We start from the raw sequence: 17,129 nt of genomic DNA, 5'->3' as shown, positions 1-17,129 counted from the left end.
TGGGTTGAAGCGGGTGGTCAGGGGGATGCTGGTTGTGGAGACGATTGGGCGCATCAGGCGCGAGCACTTCGTCAAGGGCAAGACGATCAAGGAGATTGCCCGTGACCTCAAGGTCTTGCGGAACACCGTCCGCAAGGTGCTGCGGTCGGGCGAGACATCATTCGAGTACGAGCGGGTGGTGCAGCCCCGGCCGAAGCTTGGGCAATGGACGAACGAGCTCGAGCGATTGTTGTCGGCCAACGCGGCGAAGACGTCACGCGAACAGCTGACGCTGATCCGGATCTTCGAGGAGCTGCGCGGCCAAGGCTATGACGGCAGCTATGATGCGGTGCGGCGCTACGCCAGGCGCTGGGCCAAGGAACACGGTGAGGCCACGGCGGCGGCCTATGTGCCGTTGAGCTTTGCGCCGGGTGAGGCCTACCAGTTCGACTGGAGCCACGAGATCGTCCTGTTGAACGGGGTGACGGTGACCGTGAAGGTCGCCCATGTCCGGCTCTGTCACAGCCGGATGCTGTTCGTCCGCGCCTATCCGCGCGAGTCGCAGGAGATGGTGTTCGACGCTCACGACCGGGCGTTCGCCTTGTTCAAGGGCGCCTGCCGTCGCGGCATCTACGACAACATGAAGACCGCGGTCGAGACCGTGTTCGTCGGCAAGGACCGGCAATATAATCGCCGCTTCCTGCAGATGTGCAGCCATCATCTGGTCGAGCCGGTCGCCTGCACGCCCGCCTCGGGCTGGGAGAAGGGCCAGGTCGAGAACCAGGTCGGCCTGGTCCGCGAGCGCTTCTTCACGCCCCGGCTTCGGTTCAGGAGTTACGAGGAGCTGAACGCCTGGCTGCTCGACAAGTGCATCGCCTACGCCAAGGCGCATCGCCATCCCGAGTTGGCGGAGCAGACGATCTGGGAGGTGTTCGAGGCCGAACGCCCCAAGCTCGTCCCCTATGCCGGACAGTTCGATGGCTTCCATGCGGTGCCGGCCTCGGTCTCGAAGACGTGCCTGGTCCGCTTCGACAACAACAAGTACTCGGTGGCGGCGAGCGCCGTCGGCCGCCCGGTCGAGGTCCATGCCTATGCGGACCGCATCGTCATCCGCCAGGACGGCAGGATCGTCGCTGAGCACAGCCGCGCGTTCGGCCGAGGCGAGACGCTCTACGACCCCTGGCACTACGTCCCGGTGCTTGCCCGCAAGCCCGGGGCCCTGCGCAACGGTGCGCCCTTCAAGGACTGGGTGCTGCCGGCTGCGATGGAGCGCGTGCGGCGCAGGCTCGCCGGTGTCGACGATGGCGGCCGGCAGATGGTCGATATCCTCACCGCCGTACTGACCGATGGCCTGCCGGCGGTCGAGGCTGCCTGCACCGAGGCGATCGCCGAGGGCGTCCACTCCGCCGACGTCATCCTCAACATCCTGGCGCGCCGGCGCGATCCGGAACCGCCTCCCACCATCTTCACGCCCGCCGCACTGACCCTTCGCCACGCCCCGGTCGCCGATTGCGCCCGTTACGACAACCTCAGGAGAACCGTCTGATGGAACGATCCGAACTCTTCGATCTCATGGCTGAGCTCGAGCTCCATGGTATGAAGGCCGCCTTCGACGAGATCATGGCCAACGCCGTCAAGCGCCAGCATGACCCCCAGCGCATCATCGGCGATCTGCTGACCGCTGAGATCAGCGAGAAGCAGGCCCGCTCGATCAAATACCAGCTCACCATCGCCAAGCTGCCGCTGGCCAAGGATCTCGACGACTTCCAGTTCGAGGGCACGCCGATCAACGCGGCTCTGGTGCGCGATCTCGCCGGTGGGAGCTTCCTTGCTCAGCAGCGTAACGCCGTCCTGATCGGCGGCACCGGGACCGGAAAGACGATCTGGCCATCGCCATCGCCCGCAGCTGCATCCGTGCCGGTGCCCGCGGCCGCTTCTTCAACGTCGTCGACCTCGTCAACCGGCTGGAATCCGAGGCCCGCAATGGCCGGCAAGGCCGGCTCGCCGACCATCTGACCCGCATGGACTTCGTCGTTCTCGATGAGCTCGGCTATCTGCCATTCGCCCAGTCCGGCGGCCAGCTGCTGTTCCACCTGATCAGCCGCCTCTACGAGCGCACCTCGGTGATCGTCACCACCAACCTGTCGTTCGGCGAATGGCCGACCGTCTTCACCGATGCCAAGATGACGACTGCGTTGCTGGACCGCCTGACCCACCACTGCGACATCATCGAAACCGGCAATGACAGCTGGCGCTTCAAGAGCCGCGACGACGATCACATCCCAACCCGCGCTCGCGGCGTCTCCGCAACCCCGACCAGCTCCGACGCCGCGAGCGCTACCGCCAGGACTCGTGGCCCGAGGGGGTCAAAATTGGACGCCGATCCGGGGTCAATTTTGAACGCCGGTTGACACCTGGGTATAAGCCTCGAAGGCCCGGTCCATATTCTGGACCGTAGGTCCGTTCCTTAGCAAGGAAAGCGATGAACAGGGCGGCGCCCCTAGCAAACAGCTTGACCACGATGCGGACCCGAGCCAATCGAGCCGATTGGCCTGATCGAGCCCCGCATAGAGCACCTACAATGAAGAGCCGAACAACAGCGCAGCTGAACGTCACGCCGCCGAGGCGTGAACTTGATCGATTTGCCGCCACCTGTTTCCACGCCAAAGAGTGCCATGACGGACTTCTTGGCGATTGAGGGAGGCGGCGCTGTGTGAACATCGGATCTGGGTTGTCATGAACCAACTCACGGCTCGGGACTTGATTCACGCGTCCGTTATGGCGGCAGCCTGCGCTGGCGCCTACCTACTGACGACTGAATTGCTCGGCGGCTTTATCGATCGGAGCGATACCCTCCTTGGTGGAGTGGGCCGCTGTCGCAACACTGTTCGTCCTCCGCGAGACGCGCCAGGGGAGCCTTTCATCCGGAATTTCGCGGTTGGCCGCGACTTTCGTGAGCTTCGTTCTATGCTTCATCTACATTGCCCTGTCTCCTGTCAATGCGGCGGGCATAGGCCTCGTGATCGGCCTAGGCGCCATTGTGATGATGGTGCTGGGACGGCACGAGGATATGGTGACGATCGGGATCACGACGACGGTTGTGCTGGTCGTCGCTGCCATCGATCCGAAGCATGCGCTGGCGCAGCCATCGCTCCGTCTGCTCGACACCGTGGTTGGGATCAGGGTCGGCACGCTGGCGAAAGGGCCGTGGCCCAAGCTGACATCGTCCCGGCTTCCGACGACGCGTCCCATTCGAAAGAGAGGCAGGCCGGCGCATGACAGACGCCGACCGGATGGGCGCCCTGCCGATCGCAAGAAGCGCGTGGTGCGCACGCTCCTACCGGAAAAGGAAGTGCCGATACTCATCGTCGACACCTGTGACGGTTATCCCGAAGCAAGCCACCCACGCGATCAGCGCTTAGTGCGGTCGGCACGATTTATCCACGCCCAGCGCTTTTACATCTTTAAACTCGCTTTATCGCGACCAGACGCTTCTACTGGTCGCATAACCGCGGCCGGACTGGAAGATATGACCGTCAGAGCGAACGTTTCAACGCAAGACGAACTGCAAGCGATGCTCCCGACGATCGATCTCGTATACCGCATCCACTCTCGCTATGACGTGTGCACAGCGGTGCGCGGCCGCAAGTTTATAGCTACGTGACCGAGCAAAGTTATCGATGATCTCGTATCGACAAAACCAAGACCTCCCACCAAATGAAGGAATGCAGCAATGAAGTCGTATAAAGGCGTTTTGAGCCTGAGCCTCCTAACAGCTATGGTCGCGATCAGCCAACAAGTCTTGGCTGCCGAACCAAAAGCCAAGACCGCCGTCCTTGTGCATGGTGCGTTCGCGGACGGGTCGAGCTGGGAGAAAGTCATTCCTTATCTCGAGAAGGCCGGGCTTAAGGTCATTGCAGTCCAGAACCCGCTGGACTCGCTAGACAACGACGTCGCCGCGACCAAGCGGGCCATCCGGAATGCCGAAGGTCCTGTCGTCCTCGTCGCCCATTCCTGGGGTGGTGCCGTCATAACTGAAGCGGGAAATGACGAAAAGGTCAAATCGCTCGTGTATGTGGCGGCATACGCGCCCGATAAGGGTGAATCGGTGAAAAGCGCCACCTCGAAATATCCGGATCCCGAGAGCCTCAAGGCCTTCGTCAAGGATCCGGACGGTTATCTCAAGATCAGCGATGAAGGCATCAGGAAGTATTTCGCGGCCGACCTTCCGCCCAAGGAACAGGCTGTCGTAGCGGCGACGCAGGGACCCTTCCACATCAGGACACTCACCGCTCCGATGAGCCAGGCTGCCTGGCGGGAGAAGCCGACCTTCATGGTCGTCGCAACGAGGGATGCGATCATTCCGCCGCAAATGGAGCGCGACCAGGTGAAGGCGGCCAAGGCCACGGCAGTCGAGGTGCCCTCGAGCCACGTCGCGATGCTGGCCTTCCCGAAAGAAGTCTCCGAGCTGATCATCAAGGCGGCGGAGTAGCGCTGCCGCAGGCGATATTGCCGACCGCCACATTGGTCGGCATGTCCTGAAACAACGGTCAACAGGAAGGAGTCATTATGGCCATAAAGACGATCGTTCTTATGCATGGAGCTTTTGCCGACTGTTCTTTCTGGGCAAAGGTCATTCCGCAGCTCACGAAACGTAGATTGAAAGCAATCGCCGTTCAAAACTGTTCCGCTAGCTGGTGGACGATGTTACGGCTGCCCACCGGGTGATTGGGATACAAAAAGGTCTGGTTCTCCGGGTCGGTCAAGGCTAGGGCGGCGCCGTCGATGCGGAATCGGATGTTGGTATGCGGGCTGGAATTATTTTCGTCTCCTGACATTCATGCGGCGAGCCGCGGCGGAATGTGAAGAAAAGTGACGATCGGGGCGGTCCGAGGGAGGAGCTCCGGCGGCTTGCGCCCCGACCTACGCATGGCGCGCCGCTATCCGTATGGCATTTAGCATTGGAAAGACGTGGGCTTATCGGCCAGACCTTTTGAAAGCCAAAGTCGTCAGGCATTCCGAACTTGTAGCGAGGGTAGAACCACACCAGACGGAGCTCAACTTAATCGGCGTAACGGTGCGTAGAATCTCGTGGGGCGTGAATTTATCCGGTGTGAGACGCCGGCATAATACGCACTTTTTGTCGATCGGCAGCGGCGAGTCGGCGGCCACAAGCTCTCGCTTTCCCAGCTCAAGCCAAAATTCGGCGGAAATTTTGGGTCCTGAGGGCTGCATGATCTTCGAGGATGCGTCCCGGTTTGCTGGCCCCGGGAATGCCGGCGGCTGAAGCCGGGTGCGCCAGCGAGAAGTGCAGCGCCGCTGCCTTGATCGGTATGTCATATTCTGCGCAGAGTGCGGAGATCTGCTCGACCTTGACGGCAATTGCTGGTGGCACAGCCCCGTATTCAGACTGACGCCGGCCTGTGAGTACGCCGGAGCTGTAGGGGCCCCCGATGGAGGGCAATCTCGTGATCGAGCAGCGTATACCGGTCTGCGAGCAAGGTGGCGTCCGGATCCGCTTCGCTAAGAGCAAGCAGAAGTTTCACAGGCTCGACCTTATTGACGCCGAGGCCCCAGCTCTTAATCACACCCTCGTCGCGCAGTTTCGACAAAGCGCGGAAAGCCGCCGTTCGAGCGGTTTCAAATAATGCGAGCCAGCGATCACCATAGAAGTCCTGGGCGATGTCGTGCACCCACACGAAGTCGATATGGTCGATCTTCATGCGTTTGAGGCTGTCCTCGATCGATTTCATGGTGCCATCGGCCGAATAGTCGGGGACGATCTTGTTGGGCCGACCATGTTTGAAGATCTTGCCCTTCTCGCCATGGTCACGGCCACTCGGATCTTCGACCTCGTCGAGTATCAACCGGCCAACCTTTGAGCTGAGAACGTAATCGCTGCGAGGACGTCCGAGCAGTAGTATGCAGAGGATTCAGGCACTCAGCGCGCGTTCGATGAAGCCGAGCAACTTTTCGACGTCGATGGGTTTTCGGAGAAAGCCGATCGCGCCTCCGGAAAGCGCTTTCTTCTCGAGGTCTGGTTCGGTGCGTGCCGTTATCATGATGAGAGGAAGAGAGCGTTCGAGCTTTTGAAGGCATTCCTGCAACTCGAAGCCGCTCATTCCAGGCATATGAATATCAGTGATCGCGCAAGTGAAGCGTTCGAAATCAACTGATGCGAGAAAATCTTCGGCAGATGCGAAGGCGAAAGCGTCGTATCCAAGGGATCGGGTTAGAGAGACCAGCATCTCCCGTACGGCGAGGTCATCATCAACAATGGAGATCATTTCTGTCGCCGCCTGCGAAGTTGGATGGTCCTAGTCGACCTCAGCGCGTCTTATCCTTGAGGGCATCTGCCATGCGAACTAGTTCCGCAAGGGAATGGGCTTGCATTTTGCGCATCACTGCACCGCGATGCATCTTGACCGTGATCTCGCTGAGGCCGAGGTCGCCGGCGACCTGCTTGTTCAGCTTGCCGGACGTCACCAGCATCATCACTTCGCGCTCGCGCAAGGAGAGCGCCGCGAACCGTTCGGCGGCGGCCATCGCAAAGTCTTCGGTCGAGCGCCGCACAAGATCGCGATTGATCGCCATCGTGACCGCATCGATCATGTCTTGGTCTCGGAATGGCTTCGGCAGGAAGTCGACGGCACCGGCCTTCATTCCTCTGACGCTCATCGGGATATCGCCGTGTCCGGTCATCAACACCACGGGCAATCTCACCCCGATTTCTTGGAGCTGCTCTTGGAAATCCAGGCCGTTGATTCCTGGAAGGCGAATGTCCAGAACGATGCAGCCGGGTCCTTCCGGTGGGCCCTCCTTCAGGAACTCCTGCGTGGTGCCGTAGCTACGGACATTGAACCAAACCGACCGCAGCAAGCTATCGAGCATCAGGCGCACCGAGTCATCGTCATCGATGACGTGTACGGTAGGTGTTTCGTTCGCTTGAGCCATTTGCGCGGGCCACACATCAACGGGTTACACTCGATATCATAAGTTGCGCCGGCTCGCATTAAACTAAGGTGCTGGAACGACAGCAAGAGGCATATACCAAGGTGTGGGTCGGAGAGACCCTTGCGATGTTGGCCTTCGACAGACTGGCCATCACACTGCAGGCGTACGCCTAGTGTTCTGACGCTCTGCTCGAAGAAGCAAGGAGAAACTTCGATGAACACGCCTCTCAGGGTGCTTGCCTCGGACCAAGCCGGGGTCGTTCACATCAAACAGGAGGGACTTAATCTTGGGCCGGCGACGGCAGCTAGGCAGTTCATCGGTTTCGATCCGCTTTCTGCTGATGGAGCTCCCATTTTTGATCCCGAACTGATCGCGGAGGAGTGCTACGAATTCGCGGGCTTTCGACTGCTTCCGAAACGGCGGGCTCTCGTGCGTGGGGCAGACCGCATCGCAATTGGAGGGCGGGCGCTCGACTTGCTTTGTTTGCTGGTAGCCCGAGCCGGCAACGTGGTGGGCTTCGCTGACCTGATGCGCCTAGTCTGGCCCAATGTGACGGTCGAGGAAGCAAATGTGCGCGTGCAGATTAACATCCTCAGAAAGATCCTGTCCCAATGGGAGGAGGCGAACTGCGCCATCAATACGGTACCGAACCGGGGTTATTGCTTCGTCCTGCCCGTGCGCCATCATCCGGGTGGGGAAGGATCGACCGGCTCAAGGGCCCAACCAAGTCCAACGCTGCCCATCCTGGCCGGCAAAATCGTGGGGCGGGATGATGCGATCAGGATCATCGAAGATGCATTGGAGGAAAGCCGCCTGGTCACAATCACCGGTCCTGGCGGGATCGGCAAGACGACAGTTGCGATCGCGACGGTCAAGCGGTACGCGGAGAATTTTCGGGGCTTGGTCCGGTTTATCGATTTGTCGAACGTCAACGACGGCTCAGCAGCAATTCGGGTCATCGCTGAAGCGTTGCATCTAATGACGGAACGAGATTTCATGGACGGGCTCTGCGCACGCGTTGGATCCGATGATGCCCTTTTGGTGCTCGACACTTGCGAGCATATCGTGGAGGACATCGCCGTGCTGGCTGAGACACTGCTGGGTCGATGCCCTGGCCTGAGGTTGCTTGTAACCAGCCGAGAGACGCTGCGTGCCGCGGGAGAATGGATCCACAGCCTGCCCTCGTTGATGTTTCCGGGGGAGGGACAGGAGATCGACGAGAGACACCTGAACAACTACTCGGCGGTGTCCTTGTTCATCGAGCGTGTTAGGTCGACGACAAGATTTCAACCGTGCCGGAGGGATCTACCGAAAATAGCTGAAATTTGTCGGAGGCTGGACGGCATACCTCTCGCGCTCGAGCTCGCCGCGGCCCGGGTTGCGGAACTAGGACTCCGCGAAATTGCTTCCCGCCTCGACAATCGCTTCTCCATTCTGACAAAGGGGCGCCGGACCGCTCTGCCCAGGCATCGTACCCTCGCCGCAGCCTTCGATTGGAGTTATGGCCTGTTGTCGGACCAAGAGCAGCGGATGCTGGTGCACCTCGCGGCTCTTCGCGGCTCTTTTACGGTCGAACGTGCCATTGCAAGCTGTGGCGGGAGCGCAGGCCAGCTCCCCGCGGAGGTATTTTACAGCCTTCTGGACAAATCGTTTCTCGCGGTGGAAAGGGCAGGTGATGCGCCAATGTTCCGCCTGCTTGAGACGACGAGAGCCTACGCGGCGAACGTCGCACATTCGCTGTAACGTTCAGGCCGCTGGTCAAACGCGGCAGACCTGCATGTGCGGTGCGGCTTCGCGACTTTCGTTGGGCTGCGGCGACTTAGCATCGTGGAGGTTGGAGACAGGTCACGATCTGAGCTCGAAGCCGGCTGCCTGGCCCCGCTGGGTGGGTTTTGCGTCCCGGATCCGCGCCGCGGCCCGATGTTCAAGCTGAGTCAGACCCGAGGAACGTCCGAGACGCTGCGGGCCGATTGGGTAGCACTGCCTGCGGAGGCGGACGCCCGGGTCGAGGAGACCATCGCGCTGGGCGAGGCGCGCAGCGCCACTACTCTAGGCTCCGCGGGGAGAAGGGTGACAGCGTCCTCGCCTGATTCTTCGCGACTGGCCGGCATTCCATTGCTAGGCCCATTTCCTCCGACAATAGGGGCCTTGGAACCGAGAGTCGGTCAGGTGGAAGTATCCGGTCAGGCCCAAACTCGCGTTTGAGGGCGCGCGCTGCGCCTGGCTTCGTGTGGCATTTGTTTCAGATCGTCAGGGTACGAACCGCGATATCGGACCGAACTGCGGCGTCGGCCCGTCGAGGTCTATGAATACCTCGTCGCGATAACACCAGCCCCAGCCTTCCGGCGGGTCGTAGCCTTCGATGATGGGGTGCCCGGTGAGCTCAAAATGCTTGGTGGCGTGCTCGGAGAGGGCGGCGCCACGACCCTGATCTCGATCCCCGGTAACGGATCGCCTGGCGGGTTTCACTGAGACGGCCGGACGCCCCTGGCCTCCGGGCGCGGCGGCCCCGGCCGAAGGCGGAGCCGCTGCGTGAGCTCAGACCGAAGAACGGCGTCTCCGGACGCGCCTCCCGCACCGGCCCAACGCCACCGCCCGGATGCGACGGACGCCGTGAAAGTTGATTTTACCTCTCTTTACTTGCTCGCTGAAGAGTCGCTGGCAATGTGAACGCGAAGAGCCACAGAAAGCGGGAGCGCGACATATGGCGGAAGAGAGAGCGATCGCAGTAGCTGCACCCAATCTCTTCCAAACGGTCAATCCAGCGACTGGCGAGAAGGGAGCTGCCTATCCGGGGCATACCGGGGACCAGGCGTTGTCGATTGCGACCGATGCTCATCGCGCACAAGTCGCATGGCGCCGAGCGAGCTTCAAGGAGCGCGCTCCCTTGATGAAAATGGCCGCGGAGGTCATTCGCGACAATCGCACGCGCTATGCCAAGCTGATGACGGAGGAGATGGGCAAACCGGTCACCGACGGCCTTGCCGAGCTCGAGAAATGTGCGTCCTGCTGCGCCTATTTCGCCGAGTCCGCGGAAGGGTTCCTCAAACCGAAGCCTCTCGATATGAGCGCTGGCTATGCCGGCCCGGGCGCGCCGCCTAAAGCGTTCGCGACTTTCAATCCGCTTGGCGTCATCCTTGCGGTGATGCCGTGGAATTTTCCGTTCTGGCAGGTTATCCGGTTCGCCGCGCCGCATCTGATGGCCGGCAACGGTGGTGTCTTGAAGCACGCCTCCAACGTGCCGGGCTGCGCCTTGGCGCTGGAGGAGATATTCAAGCTAGCAGGATTTCCCGCTGACTTGTTCCGGACCGTGCTGCTGTCTTCGAAGGACTTGCGGCCGCTGATCGAAGATCCGCACATCGCCGCAGTAACGTTGACCGGCAGTGTTGCTGCAGGGAAGTCGGTTGCAGCGATCGCGGGCGGCGTCATGAAGAAAGGCGTCTATGAACTCGGCGGCTCGGACGGTTATATCGTGCTCGACGATGCCGATCCGGTCGCCGCCGCCAGGATCTGTGCGCGCGGTCGCATGGTGAATGGGGGCCAGAGCTGTATTGCGGCCAAGCGCTTTGTTGTGGTCGAGAGCGTCAAGCAGGCTTTTGAGCGCGCCCTGGTCGAGGAGATGAAACGCTTCGAGATGGGAGATCCCAACGATCCCAATACCCTTCTTGGACCGATGGAAAGCGTGCATTCGCGGGACCAGATCGCAAGCCAGGTCCGGCAAAGCGTCAAAAACGGCGCCCAAGTGCTGTTGGGCGGCGACGTCCCGAAGCGCGCCGGCGCGTGGTTCCCGGCAACGATCCTGACGAACGTTTTGCCGGGCCAGGCGGCCCATGATGAGGAGCTGTTCGGCCCAGTCGCCGCGGTCATATCCGCAAAGGGCGAGCGAGATGCGATTCGTATCGTGAATGCGAGCGAGTTCGGATTGGGATCCGCGATCATAACCGCCGACACGGCCCGGGGCGAGCGCATCGCGGCCGAGGAGTTGGACGCGGGAGCGGCCTTCGTCAATCAGAACGTTCGGTCCGACCCCAGGCTGCCGTTCGGCGGCGTGAAGAACAGCGGCTACGGCAGGGAAGTGTCGGAGTTCGGCATTCGGGAGTTCTGCAACATCAAGACGGTGTTCGTCGAGAAGCTGTAGGCCAGACGGGGACACGCGTGAGAATCTTCATTGTCGGCATTTCCGGAGAGACCGGATTCAGACTGGCGAGCCTGCTCAAACGGCGCGGCGATGAGGTCGACGGCCTGTATCGCCGGGTCGACCAAGGTGAACAGCTGCGCTCGATCAGGGTTGCCGGCACGCATGGCGATCTCGTCCGAATGGATCAGACGAAGCTGGCGCACCATTTTTCCGGGAGTGACGTCATCGTGTTCTCGGCCGGCGCGGGCGATGCCGACAGCGAGGCCATGATCGATACGGTCGACGGCGACGGCGTGACCAAATCGATCGCCGCCGCCAGGCGGGCTGGAGTCGAGCGCTTCGTCCTGGTCTCGGTGTTTCCCGAAGCCGGTCGCCGGGAAGGATGGGCCGAAAGCTTCGAGCACTACATCGCGGACAAGAATCGTGCCGACGTGGAATTGTCGCGAATCGAGCTGGACTGGGTCATCATACGGCCGTCCTCGCTCAACAATGAGCCCGGCGTCGGCGCTGTCGGCCTGGGGCCCGCCGAGTTCCACACCAACATCAGTCGTGACCACGTAGCGGCAACCATGGCGCAAGCGATACATACGCCGGCCTTGCGGCGCAAGATCCTGGAGTTGACGGCGGGGGCGACGCCCATCGAAACCGCCGTCGCCGTGCAGGCCGCCAGCTGAGTGAGATCGGCGCTTTGCGTCCCTTGCGATCAAGGGTCGCAACGATTTATATCAAAAAAGAGAATGATATGACCGACTACCGTATCGAAAGCGACAGCCTTGGCCATGTCAAGGTTGCGTCGGACAAGCTCTGGGGCGCGCAGACCCAACGCTCGCTCGAACATTTCAGCATCGGACACGATCTGATCCCGCGCGAAATGATCACCGCTTACGCGACCCTGAAAAGGGCCGCGGCGGTCGCCAATCATGCCGGCGGACGGCTGGACGACAGACCCCATGAACTGATCGTGCAGAGTTGCGATGAAATCTTGGCCGGGCGATATCACGACATGTTTCCGCTACACGTTTGGATGACCGGCAGCGGTACGCAGTTCAACATGAACGTCAACGAGGTGGTCTCGAACCGCTGCTGTCAGCTCACCGGTACGCCGCTCGGAAGCCACGCTCCGGTTCACCCCAACGACCACGTCAACATGGCGCAGTCGTCGAACGATTCCTTTCCTTCAGCGATGTGCATCGCAGCGGCCGTCAACGTGAAGCAGCGGCTCGCTCCGGCGGTTGCGCAATTGCGCGACGCGATTGCAACCAAGGCAGCGGAATGGGATGACATCGTCAAGATCGGCCGCACCCACATGCAGGACGCGACGCCGCTGACGTTGGGCCAGGAATGGTCAGGTTACGCCGGGATGCTGTCGGACGATCTGGAACGGCTTGAGGACGCGCTAAAAGGCGTCTACCGTCTCGCCCTCGGCGGGACCGCGGTGGGCACCGGCATCAACTCGGCGCCGGGCTTTGCCGAGGCAGCGGCAGCGGAGATCGCTAGGTTCACGGGCCTGCCCTTCGTCACCGCCCCGAACAAGTTCGCCGTTCAGGGGGCGCACGATGCGCTGGTGCAGCTCTCCGGAACGATGCGGACGCTCGCGGTGTCGCTTTACAAGATCGCCAACGATATCCGCCTGATGTCGTGCGGTCCTCGAGCCGGCTTCGCCGAGCTCAAAATCCCCGAGAATGAACCCGGCTCTTCGATCATGCCGGGCAAGGTCAATCCGACACAGTGCGAGGCGCTCGCCATGATCGCCGTTCAGGTAATGGGCAACGACGTCGCCGTAGGCTTCGGCGGCGGTGGCGGTTACCTCGAGATGAACGTGTACAAGCCTCTGATGATCCACAACATCACGCACTCGATCACGATCATGACCGACGGCTGCACCAATTTCCGCAGGTTTCTGGTCGAGGGCACCAAGCCGAACCTGAAGAGGATCAAGGAGTTCGTCGAGCGCTCGCTGATGTTGGTGACCGCGCTCTCGCCTGTCGTAGGCTATGACAAGGCATCCAGGATCGCCCATTTCGCCATGGACAACGATCTTACGCTCAAGGAGGCTACGCTGAAACTCGGCTTCGTCGACGAAGCGGAGTTTGATCGTGTCGTCGATCCCGCAAAGATGGTGAAACCCTATGTCGCGCCGGCTCCGGGACGATCCGCCGCAGGGTGAACCTACGGAAGAGAGCACCGAGTACGTGCCGCTGACCTGCGAGCGGCGGGCGAGGCTGGTGCTCGCGTTCGCAGAGGTGCTCTACGTAAGCGGTCAGTCTACGGAACAGACCATTGCTGCGGCGTCGCGGCTTGCGCGTGCGCTCGGTTTGAGCGCGACCCTCATCCCTCGGTGGGGCGAGCTAACTCTCTCCGCAGTCGAGGATACCCGCACATTCCTGTACCAAGCCTCGGCGAACCCTACGAGCGTCGAGATGGACCGGGTGGCCTCCGTCATCCGTGCCATCTGCGACGTGGAGGCGGGACGTCTAGGGCCCCATACCGCCGCCACTACAATAGATGCGATCGCGCGATTGCGTCCCTCGCCGACGTGGCTCTTCATGCTCGCCGCCGGGGCCGGCAGCTTGGCGCTAGCCGTCATCTTCGGCGTCCAACATGTTGCCGCCGCGGGCTTGATCTTCGTCGGCGGTTGCCTCGGCGCCTTGCTGCGGCGAGGCTTGGCGCGTTTGAGCGAAAATCTATTTCTGCAACCGTTTTGCGCGGCGCTGCTGGCCGGTCTGATCGGTGGATTGGCGATCCGCTATCAGGTGAGTTCGTCGCTGCGCCTCGTCGCGGTCTGCCCCTGCATGGTGCTGGTGCCGGGTCCGCATTTCCTGAACGGAATGATCGACTTGGCTCGCGGGCGGTTGTCGCTCGGCGCGTCGCGCCTGCTTTATGCGATCCTGGTCGTTGCGGCGATCTCGGCGGGATTGTTGCTCGGGCTGGCCTGCTTCGGCGCTTCGTTGCCGATCGAACCGCCTGGTCGCATCGCGTCGTTGTGGAGAGACGTCGTCGCAGCCGGCGTGGCAGTCGCAGCCTACTGCGTGTTCTTCTCAGCGCCGTTCCGCATGCTGCCGTGGCCGGTCGGGGTCGGCATGGTCGCCCACGCGTCGCGATGGGTCGCGATCACGCAGTTCGGAGCCGGCGCCGCGACCGGCGCGTTGGTTGCGGCCTTGGTCGTCGGTCTGACGCTGACGCCGGTCGCACGACGCGACAACATGCCATTTGCCGCCATCGGATTCGCCGCCGTCGTGTCGATGATTCCTGGAGTCTATCTGTTCAGGATGGCAGCGGGGCTGCTGCAGGTCACCACCCAAGCTCAGGTGACGCAGGATCTTATTGCGGCGATCCTGGTCGACGGCGCCAACGCCGCGATGATCACCCTCGCATTGAGTTTCGGTCTGATCGTGCCGAAACTTATCGTCGACGCCTGTGAGAAGCATGCCGGAGCGAGCGGAGTGCTGCGCGCGGGCTCGCCACCGCGCATTGGGCGCCGCTGACCGGTTGGGCGCATTTACATATATATCCTGGTTTTACTCGGCTCCAGCGCCTCTATTGCCCTCACGACCTCGGTTAGATCGATAGATCGCCATGATCAGTTCTGTCGCGGCAGACATGTCCAGCAAAGAAAAGGAAACGCAGCTATGAAACCCTACAAAATTGCTTTGGGCTTGGCTCTCCTGAGCGGAATGACTGCGATTTGGCAGCCGGTCTCGGCTGCCGCGCTCAAGGCCAAGACCGCAGTCCTTCTCCACGGTGCGTTCGCCGACGGGTCGAGCTGGGAGAAAGTTATCCCCCATCTCAAAAGGCGGGGCTCAAGGTAGTCGCAGCTCAGAATCCGCTCGACTCTCTGGACAACGACGTCGCTGCGACCAAACGGGCGATTCGGAACGCGGAAGTCCTCGTCGTGCTCGTCGGCCATTCTTGGGCCGGTGCCGTCATCACCGAGGCGGAAAACGACGACAAGGTCAAATCACTGGTCTATCTGGCGGCCTACGCGCCGGACAAGGGCGAGTCAGTGAAGAGCGCGACTTCGAAATATCCGGATCCCGAGAGCCTGAAAACCTTCGTCAAGGAGCCGGACGGATATCTCACGATCAGCGAGTAAGGCATCAGGAAATATTTCGCGGCCGACCTTCCGCCCAAGGAGCAGTCCGTCGTAGCCGCGACGCAGGGACCATTCCACATCAGAGCGCTCGGCGCGACGATCAGCGAGGCAGCATGGCGGGAGAAGCCGACCTTCATGGCCGTTGCGACCAAGGACGCCATCATCCCGCCGCAAATGGAGAAGGACCAGGTGAAAGCCGCTAATGCTACCGCGATCGAGATGCCCTCGCGCCATGTCGCGATGCTGGCATTCCCGAAAGAGGTCTCCGAGCTGATCATCAAGGCGGCGGAGTAGCAGCGCTGCCGCAAGCGATGTTGCCGACCGCCACACTGGTCGGCATGTCTTGAAACAGCCTCAACAGAAAGTAGTCATCGTGGCCATAAAGACCATCGTTCTTGTGTATGGCGCTTTCGCGGACGGTTCTTGTTGGACAAAAGTCATTCCGCTGCTCACGAAGCGTGGTTTGAAAGCGATCGCCGTTCAAAATCCGCTCGGCTCGCTGGCGGATGATGTTACGGCTACCCACCGGGTCATTGGGATGCAGGAAGGTCCGGTTCTCCTCGTCGGTCACTCTTGGGGGGCGCTGTCATTACAGAGGCCGGCAACCATCCTCAGGTGAAGGGTCTTGTTTATATCTCGGCCGGAGCGCCGGACAGCGGTCAGTCGTTCGCCGACTGGAAGGACTACACGCCGGCGCCCGCGGCGACCGAAATCAAGCCATATGGCGAGGGATACGTCGCATTGACCCTCGAGGGGGGTCCGCAAGCACTTTGTGCAGGACATCCCGTCGGATGAAGCCGATATCGTGTAGGCGGCCCAGGGCCCGCTTGCAGTCAAGTGTTTCGGCGACAAGATCACGGCTGCGACATGGCGCTCTAAACCAACTGGTACATCGTAGCCGCGCAGGATCAGACTATTCCTTCCGGTGTTGAGCGCGATTCCGCAAAGCGAAGGGGCGCCCAGACGCTGGTGCTGGAATCTCGCATGTGCCGATGCTCTCTCGACCCGATGTCGTTGCCGAGTTCATCGCCAAAGCGTCGTCGTCGCTCTAGACCGAGACGTGTCGGTCGGCGTGCCGCGGGACCAAATCAAGCCGCCTTCAGGCGGCTTTTCGTTTGGGTTCTCCGAGATTGACTACGAATATCCGTTTGTACGGAGATGTCGTGTGGCGGCACAAATCAACCTGCGGATTTGACCATCAAAGCCGCGCAATAACGGCGCGTGCTCTTCGGGGGGTGCCTAATCAATCTACACCCCGATTGCTGCCAGCATCAGGCAGTTCTTGAGGCTTCGAAGAGAAACCAAGCTCGCCGCTCTGCCTGGTCAGTCCAGCCGTCCAGCAGTCCCGAAGTACCGTTGTCCCTGGCTTCATCGACGAGCACTTTCGCCTCCCGAAACGCACGAACCAGCGCGAAATTGTCTTCGCGGAGTTCGGCGAGCATGTCGGCTGCCGGTACGAATTCGGCGTCATTGTCCTTGATCGTCTGCCGGCGAGCGATGTCTCCAATCGACCGCAGGGTGGTATTTCCCGTCTTGCGAAGCCGCTCGGCGATGTCGTCGACGACCGAGAAGATTTCCGTCGCCTGCTCGTCAAGCAACAGATGATAGTCGCGAAAGTGCGGGCCGGCCATGTGCCAATGAAAATTCTTGGTTTTGAAGTAGAGCGCGAGCATGTCCGCCAGGATTGTGTTGAGCGCGTCGGCGGCCGAGGTAGTGTTTCGCAGTGCCAGGGCTGATGCGGAATCGGATGTTGGTATCCGGGCTGGAATCATTGTCGTCTCCAAACGTTCACGCGGCGAGCCGCGACGGAATGTGAGAAAAATGACGATCGGGGCGCCCCAGGGGGAGGAGCTCGGGCGGCTTGCGCCCCGACCTACGCATGGCGCGCCGCCATCCGCAGGGCATTTGGCTTTGAAAGGACGCGCGCTTGGGGGGCCGGACTTTCTGAAAGCCAAAGTCGTCAAG

15 protein-coding genes and 1 pseudogene are annotated in these 17,129 nt (G+C 61.2%); 11 read left to right on the top strand and 5 right to left on the bottom strand.

The genetic code is table 11. From position 1 onward, the window contains the following. The first annotated feature begins 25 nt into the window (after positions 1-25). The 4 genes and pseudogenes from istA to QW868_RS04035 all read left to right on the top strand — a co-directional run bounded on the left by istA (position 26) and on the right by QW868_RS04035 (position 4,471). Positions 26-1,525, top strand: a complete 1,500-nt coding sequence (gene istA / locus QW868_RS04050) for an IS21 family transposase (RefSeq protein ID WP_409977817.1) — start codon at positions 26-28, stop codon at positions 1,523-1,525. Then, positions 1,525-2,246, top strand: a pseudogene (istB, locus tag QW868_RS04045) (IS21-like element helper ATPase IstB); the annotation flags it as partial. The gene istA and the pseudogene istB, both read left to right, overlap by 1 nt. 593 nt (positions 2,247-2,839) lie before the next feature. After that, the gene (locus QW868_RS04040) at positions 2,840-3,643 is read left to right on the top strand and encodes an FUSC family protein (RefSeq protein ID WP_315750880.1); all 804 of its coding nucleotides are present in this window, start codon (positions 2,840-2,842) and stop codon (positions 3,641-3,643) included. A 69-nt stretch (positions 3,644-3,712) separates the two neighbouring features. After that, entirely contained in the window at positions 3,713-4,471 is a 759-nt protein-coding gene (locus tag QW868_RS04035) for an alpha/beta hydrolase (RefSeq protein ID WP_315744980.1), read from the top strand. Between the two features lie 913 nt (positions 4,472-5,384). On the opposite strand, the gene QW868_RS04030 is transcribed toward QW868_RS04035, so the two are convergent. From QW868_RS04030 to QW868_RS04020, 3 genes are all read right to left on the bottom strand, one after another. Beyond that, positions 5,385-5,846, bottom strand: a complete 462-nt coding sequence (locus tag QW868_RS04030) for an aldo/keto reductase (RefSeq protein ID WP_315750763.1) — start codon at positions 5,844-5,846, stop codon at positions 5,385-5,387. 66 nt (positions 5,847-5,912) lie between these two features. After that, positions 5,913-6,266, bottom strand: coding sequence for a response regulator transcription factor (locus tag QW868_RS04025; RefSeq protein WP_315744976.1), 354 nt, complete (start codon positions 6,264-6,266; stop codon positions 5,913-5,915). 40 nt (positions 6,267-6,306) lie between these two features. Continuing rightward, on the bottom strand, positions 6,307-6,933 hold the full coding sequence (locus QW868_RS04020) for a response regulator transcription factor (protein ID WP_315792173.1): 627 nt from the start codon (positions 6,931-6,933) through the stop codon (positions 6,307-6,309). Between the two features lie 213 nt (positions 6,934-7,146). Here QW868_RS04020 and QW868_RS04015 point away from each other — a divergent pair, with 213 nt between their 5' ends. From QW868_RS04015 to QW868_RS03985, 7 genes are all read left to right on the top strand, one after another. After that, positions 7,147-8,676 (top strand): ATP-binding protein, encoded by a 1,530-nt coding sequence (locus QW868_RS04015; protein WP_315792174.1) that lies wholly within the window; start codon positions 7,147-7,149, stop codon positions 8,674-8,676. A gap of 961 nt (positions 8,677-9,637) precedes the next feature. After that, the gene (locus QW868_RS04010; protein ID WP_315750767.1) at positions 9,638-11,071 is read left to right on the top strand and encodes an NAD-dependent succinate-semialdehyde dehydrogenase; all 1,434 of its coding nucleotides are present in this window, start codon (positions 9,638-9,640) and stop codon (positions 11,069-11,071) included. A gap of 17 nt (positions 11,072-11,088) precedes the next feature. After that, positions 11,089-11,745 (top strand): NAD(P)H-binding protein, encoded by a 657-nt coding sequence (locus tag QW868_RS04005; RefSeq protein WP_315750769.1) that lies wholly within the window; start codon positions 11,089-11,091, stop codon positions 11,743-11,745. A 68-nt stretch (positions 11,746-11,813) separates the two neighbouring features. Next, complete coding sequence (fumC, locus tag QW868_RS04000; RefSeq protein ID WP_315750771.1) at positions 11,814-13,238, top strand: class II fumarate hydratase; 1,425 nt, start codon at positions 11,814-11,816, stop codon at positions 13,236-13,238. Next, entirely contained in the window at positions 13,201-14,556 is a 1,356-nt protein-coding gene (locus QW868_RS03995; protein WP_315750773.1) for a threonine/serine exporter ThrE family protein, read from the top strand. Before fumC ends, QW868_RS03995 begins: the two co-directional genes overlap by 38 nt. 200 nt (positions 14,557-14,756) lie before the next feature. Continuing rightward, complete coding sequence (locus tag QW868_RS03990) at positions 14,757-15,164, top strand: hypothetical protein (protein ID WP_315750775.1); 408 nt, start codon at positions 14,757-14,759, stop codon at positions 15,162-15,164. 135 nt (positions 15,165-15,299) lie between these two features. Continuing rightward, complete coding sequence (locus QW868_RS03985; protein WP_315764423.1) at positions 15,300-15,458, top strand: hypothetical protein; 159 nt, start codon at positions 15,300-15,302, stop codon at positions 15,456-15,458. Here QW868_RS03985 and QW868_RS03980 read toward each other — a convergent pair. Beyond that, positions 15,442-15,735, bottom strand: coding sequence for a hypothetical protein (locus QW868_RS03980; RefSeq protein WP_315750780.1), 294 nt, complete (start codon positions 15,733-15,735; stop codon positions 15,442-15,444). The genes QW868_RS03985 and QW868_RS03980 overlap by 17 nt on opposite strands. A gap of 700 nt (positions 15,736-16,435) precedes the next feature. Further along, complete coding sequence (locus QW868_RS03975) at positions 16,436-16,936, bottom strand: DNA starvation/stationary phase protection protein (protein WP_315744961.1); 501 nt, start codon at positions 16,934-16,936, stop codon at positions 16,436-16,438. Positions 16,937-17,129: the final 193 nt, after the last annotated feature.

Source organism: Bradyrhizobium sp. SZCCHNR1051 (genome assembly GCF_032489615.1).
GTDB lineage: Bacteria > Pseudomonadota > Alphaproteobacteria > Rhizobiales > Xanthobacteraceae > Bradyrhizobium.
Note: the sequence above shows the minus strand (reverse complement) of the source record. Positions and strands in the feature narration are given on the sequence as shown.

Excerpts from the sequence above, each read along its gene's own strand:
- istA (WP_409977817.1), top strand. The coding sequence starts at position 26 with ATGCTGGTTGTGGAGACGATTGGGCGCATCAGGCGCGAGCACTTCGTC.
- QW868_RS04035 (WP_315744980.1), top strand. The coding sequence starts at position 3,713 with ATGAAGTCGTATAAAGGCGTTTTGAGCCTGAGCCTCCTAACAGCTATG.
- QW868_RS04025 (WP_315744976.1), bottom strand. The coding sequence starts at position 6,266 with ATGATCTCCATTGTTGATGATGACCTCGCCGTACGGGAGATGCTGGTC.
- QW868_RS04020 (WP_315792173.1), bottom strand. The coding sequence starts at position 6,933 with ATGGCTCAAGCGAACGAAACACCTACCGTACACGTCATCGATGACGAT.
- QW868_RS04015 (WP_315792174.1), top strand. The coding sequence starts at position 7,147 with ATGAACACGCCTCTCAGGGTGCTTGCCTCGGACCAAGCCGGGGTCGTT.
- QW868_RS04010 (WP_315750767.1), top strand. The coding sequence starts at position 9,638 with ATGGCGGAAGAGAGAGCGATCGCAGTAGCTGCACCCAATCTCTTCCAA.
- fumC (WP_315750771.1), top strand. The coding sequence starts at position 11,814 with ATGACCGACTACCGTATCGAAAGCGACAGCCTTGGCCATGTCAAGGTT.
- QW868_RS03995 (WP_315750773.1), top strand. The coding sequence starts at position 13,201 with ATGTCGCGCCGGCTCCGGGACGATCCGCCGCAGGGTGAACCTACGGAA.
- QW868_RS03985 (WP_315764423.1), top strand. The coding sequence starts at position 15,300 with ATGGCCGTTGCGACCAAGGACGCCATCATCCCGCCGCAAATGGAGAAG.
- QW868_RS03975 (WP_315744961.1), bottom strand. The coding sequence starts at position 16,936 with ATGATTCCAGCCCGGATACCAACATCCGATTCCGCATCAGCCCTGGCA.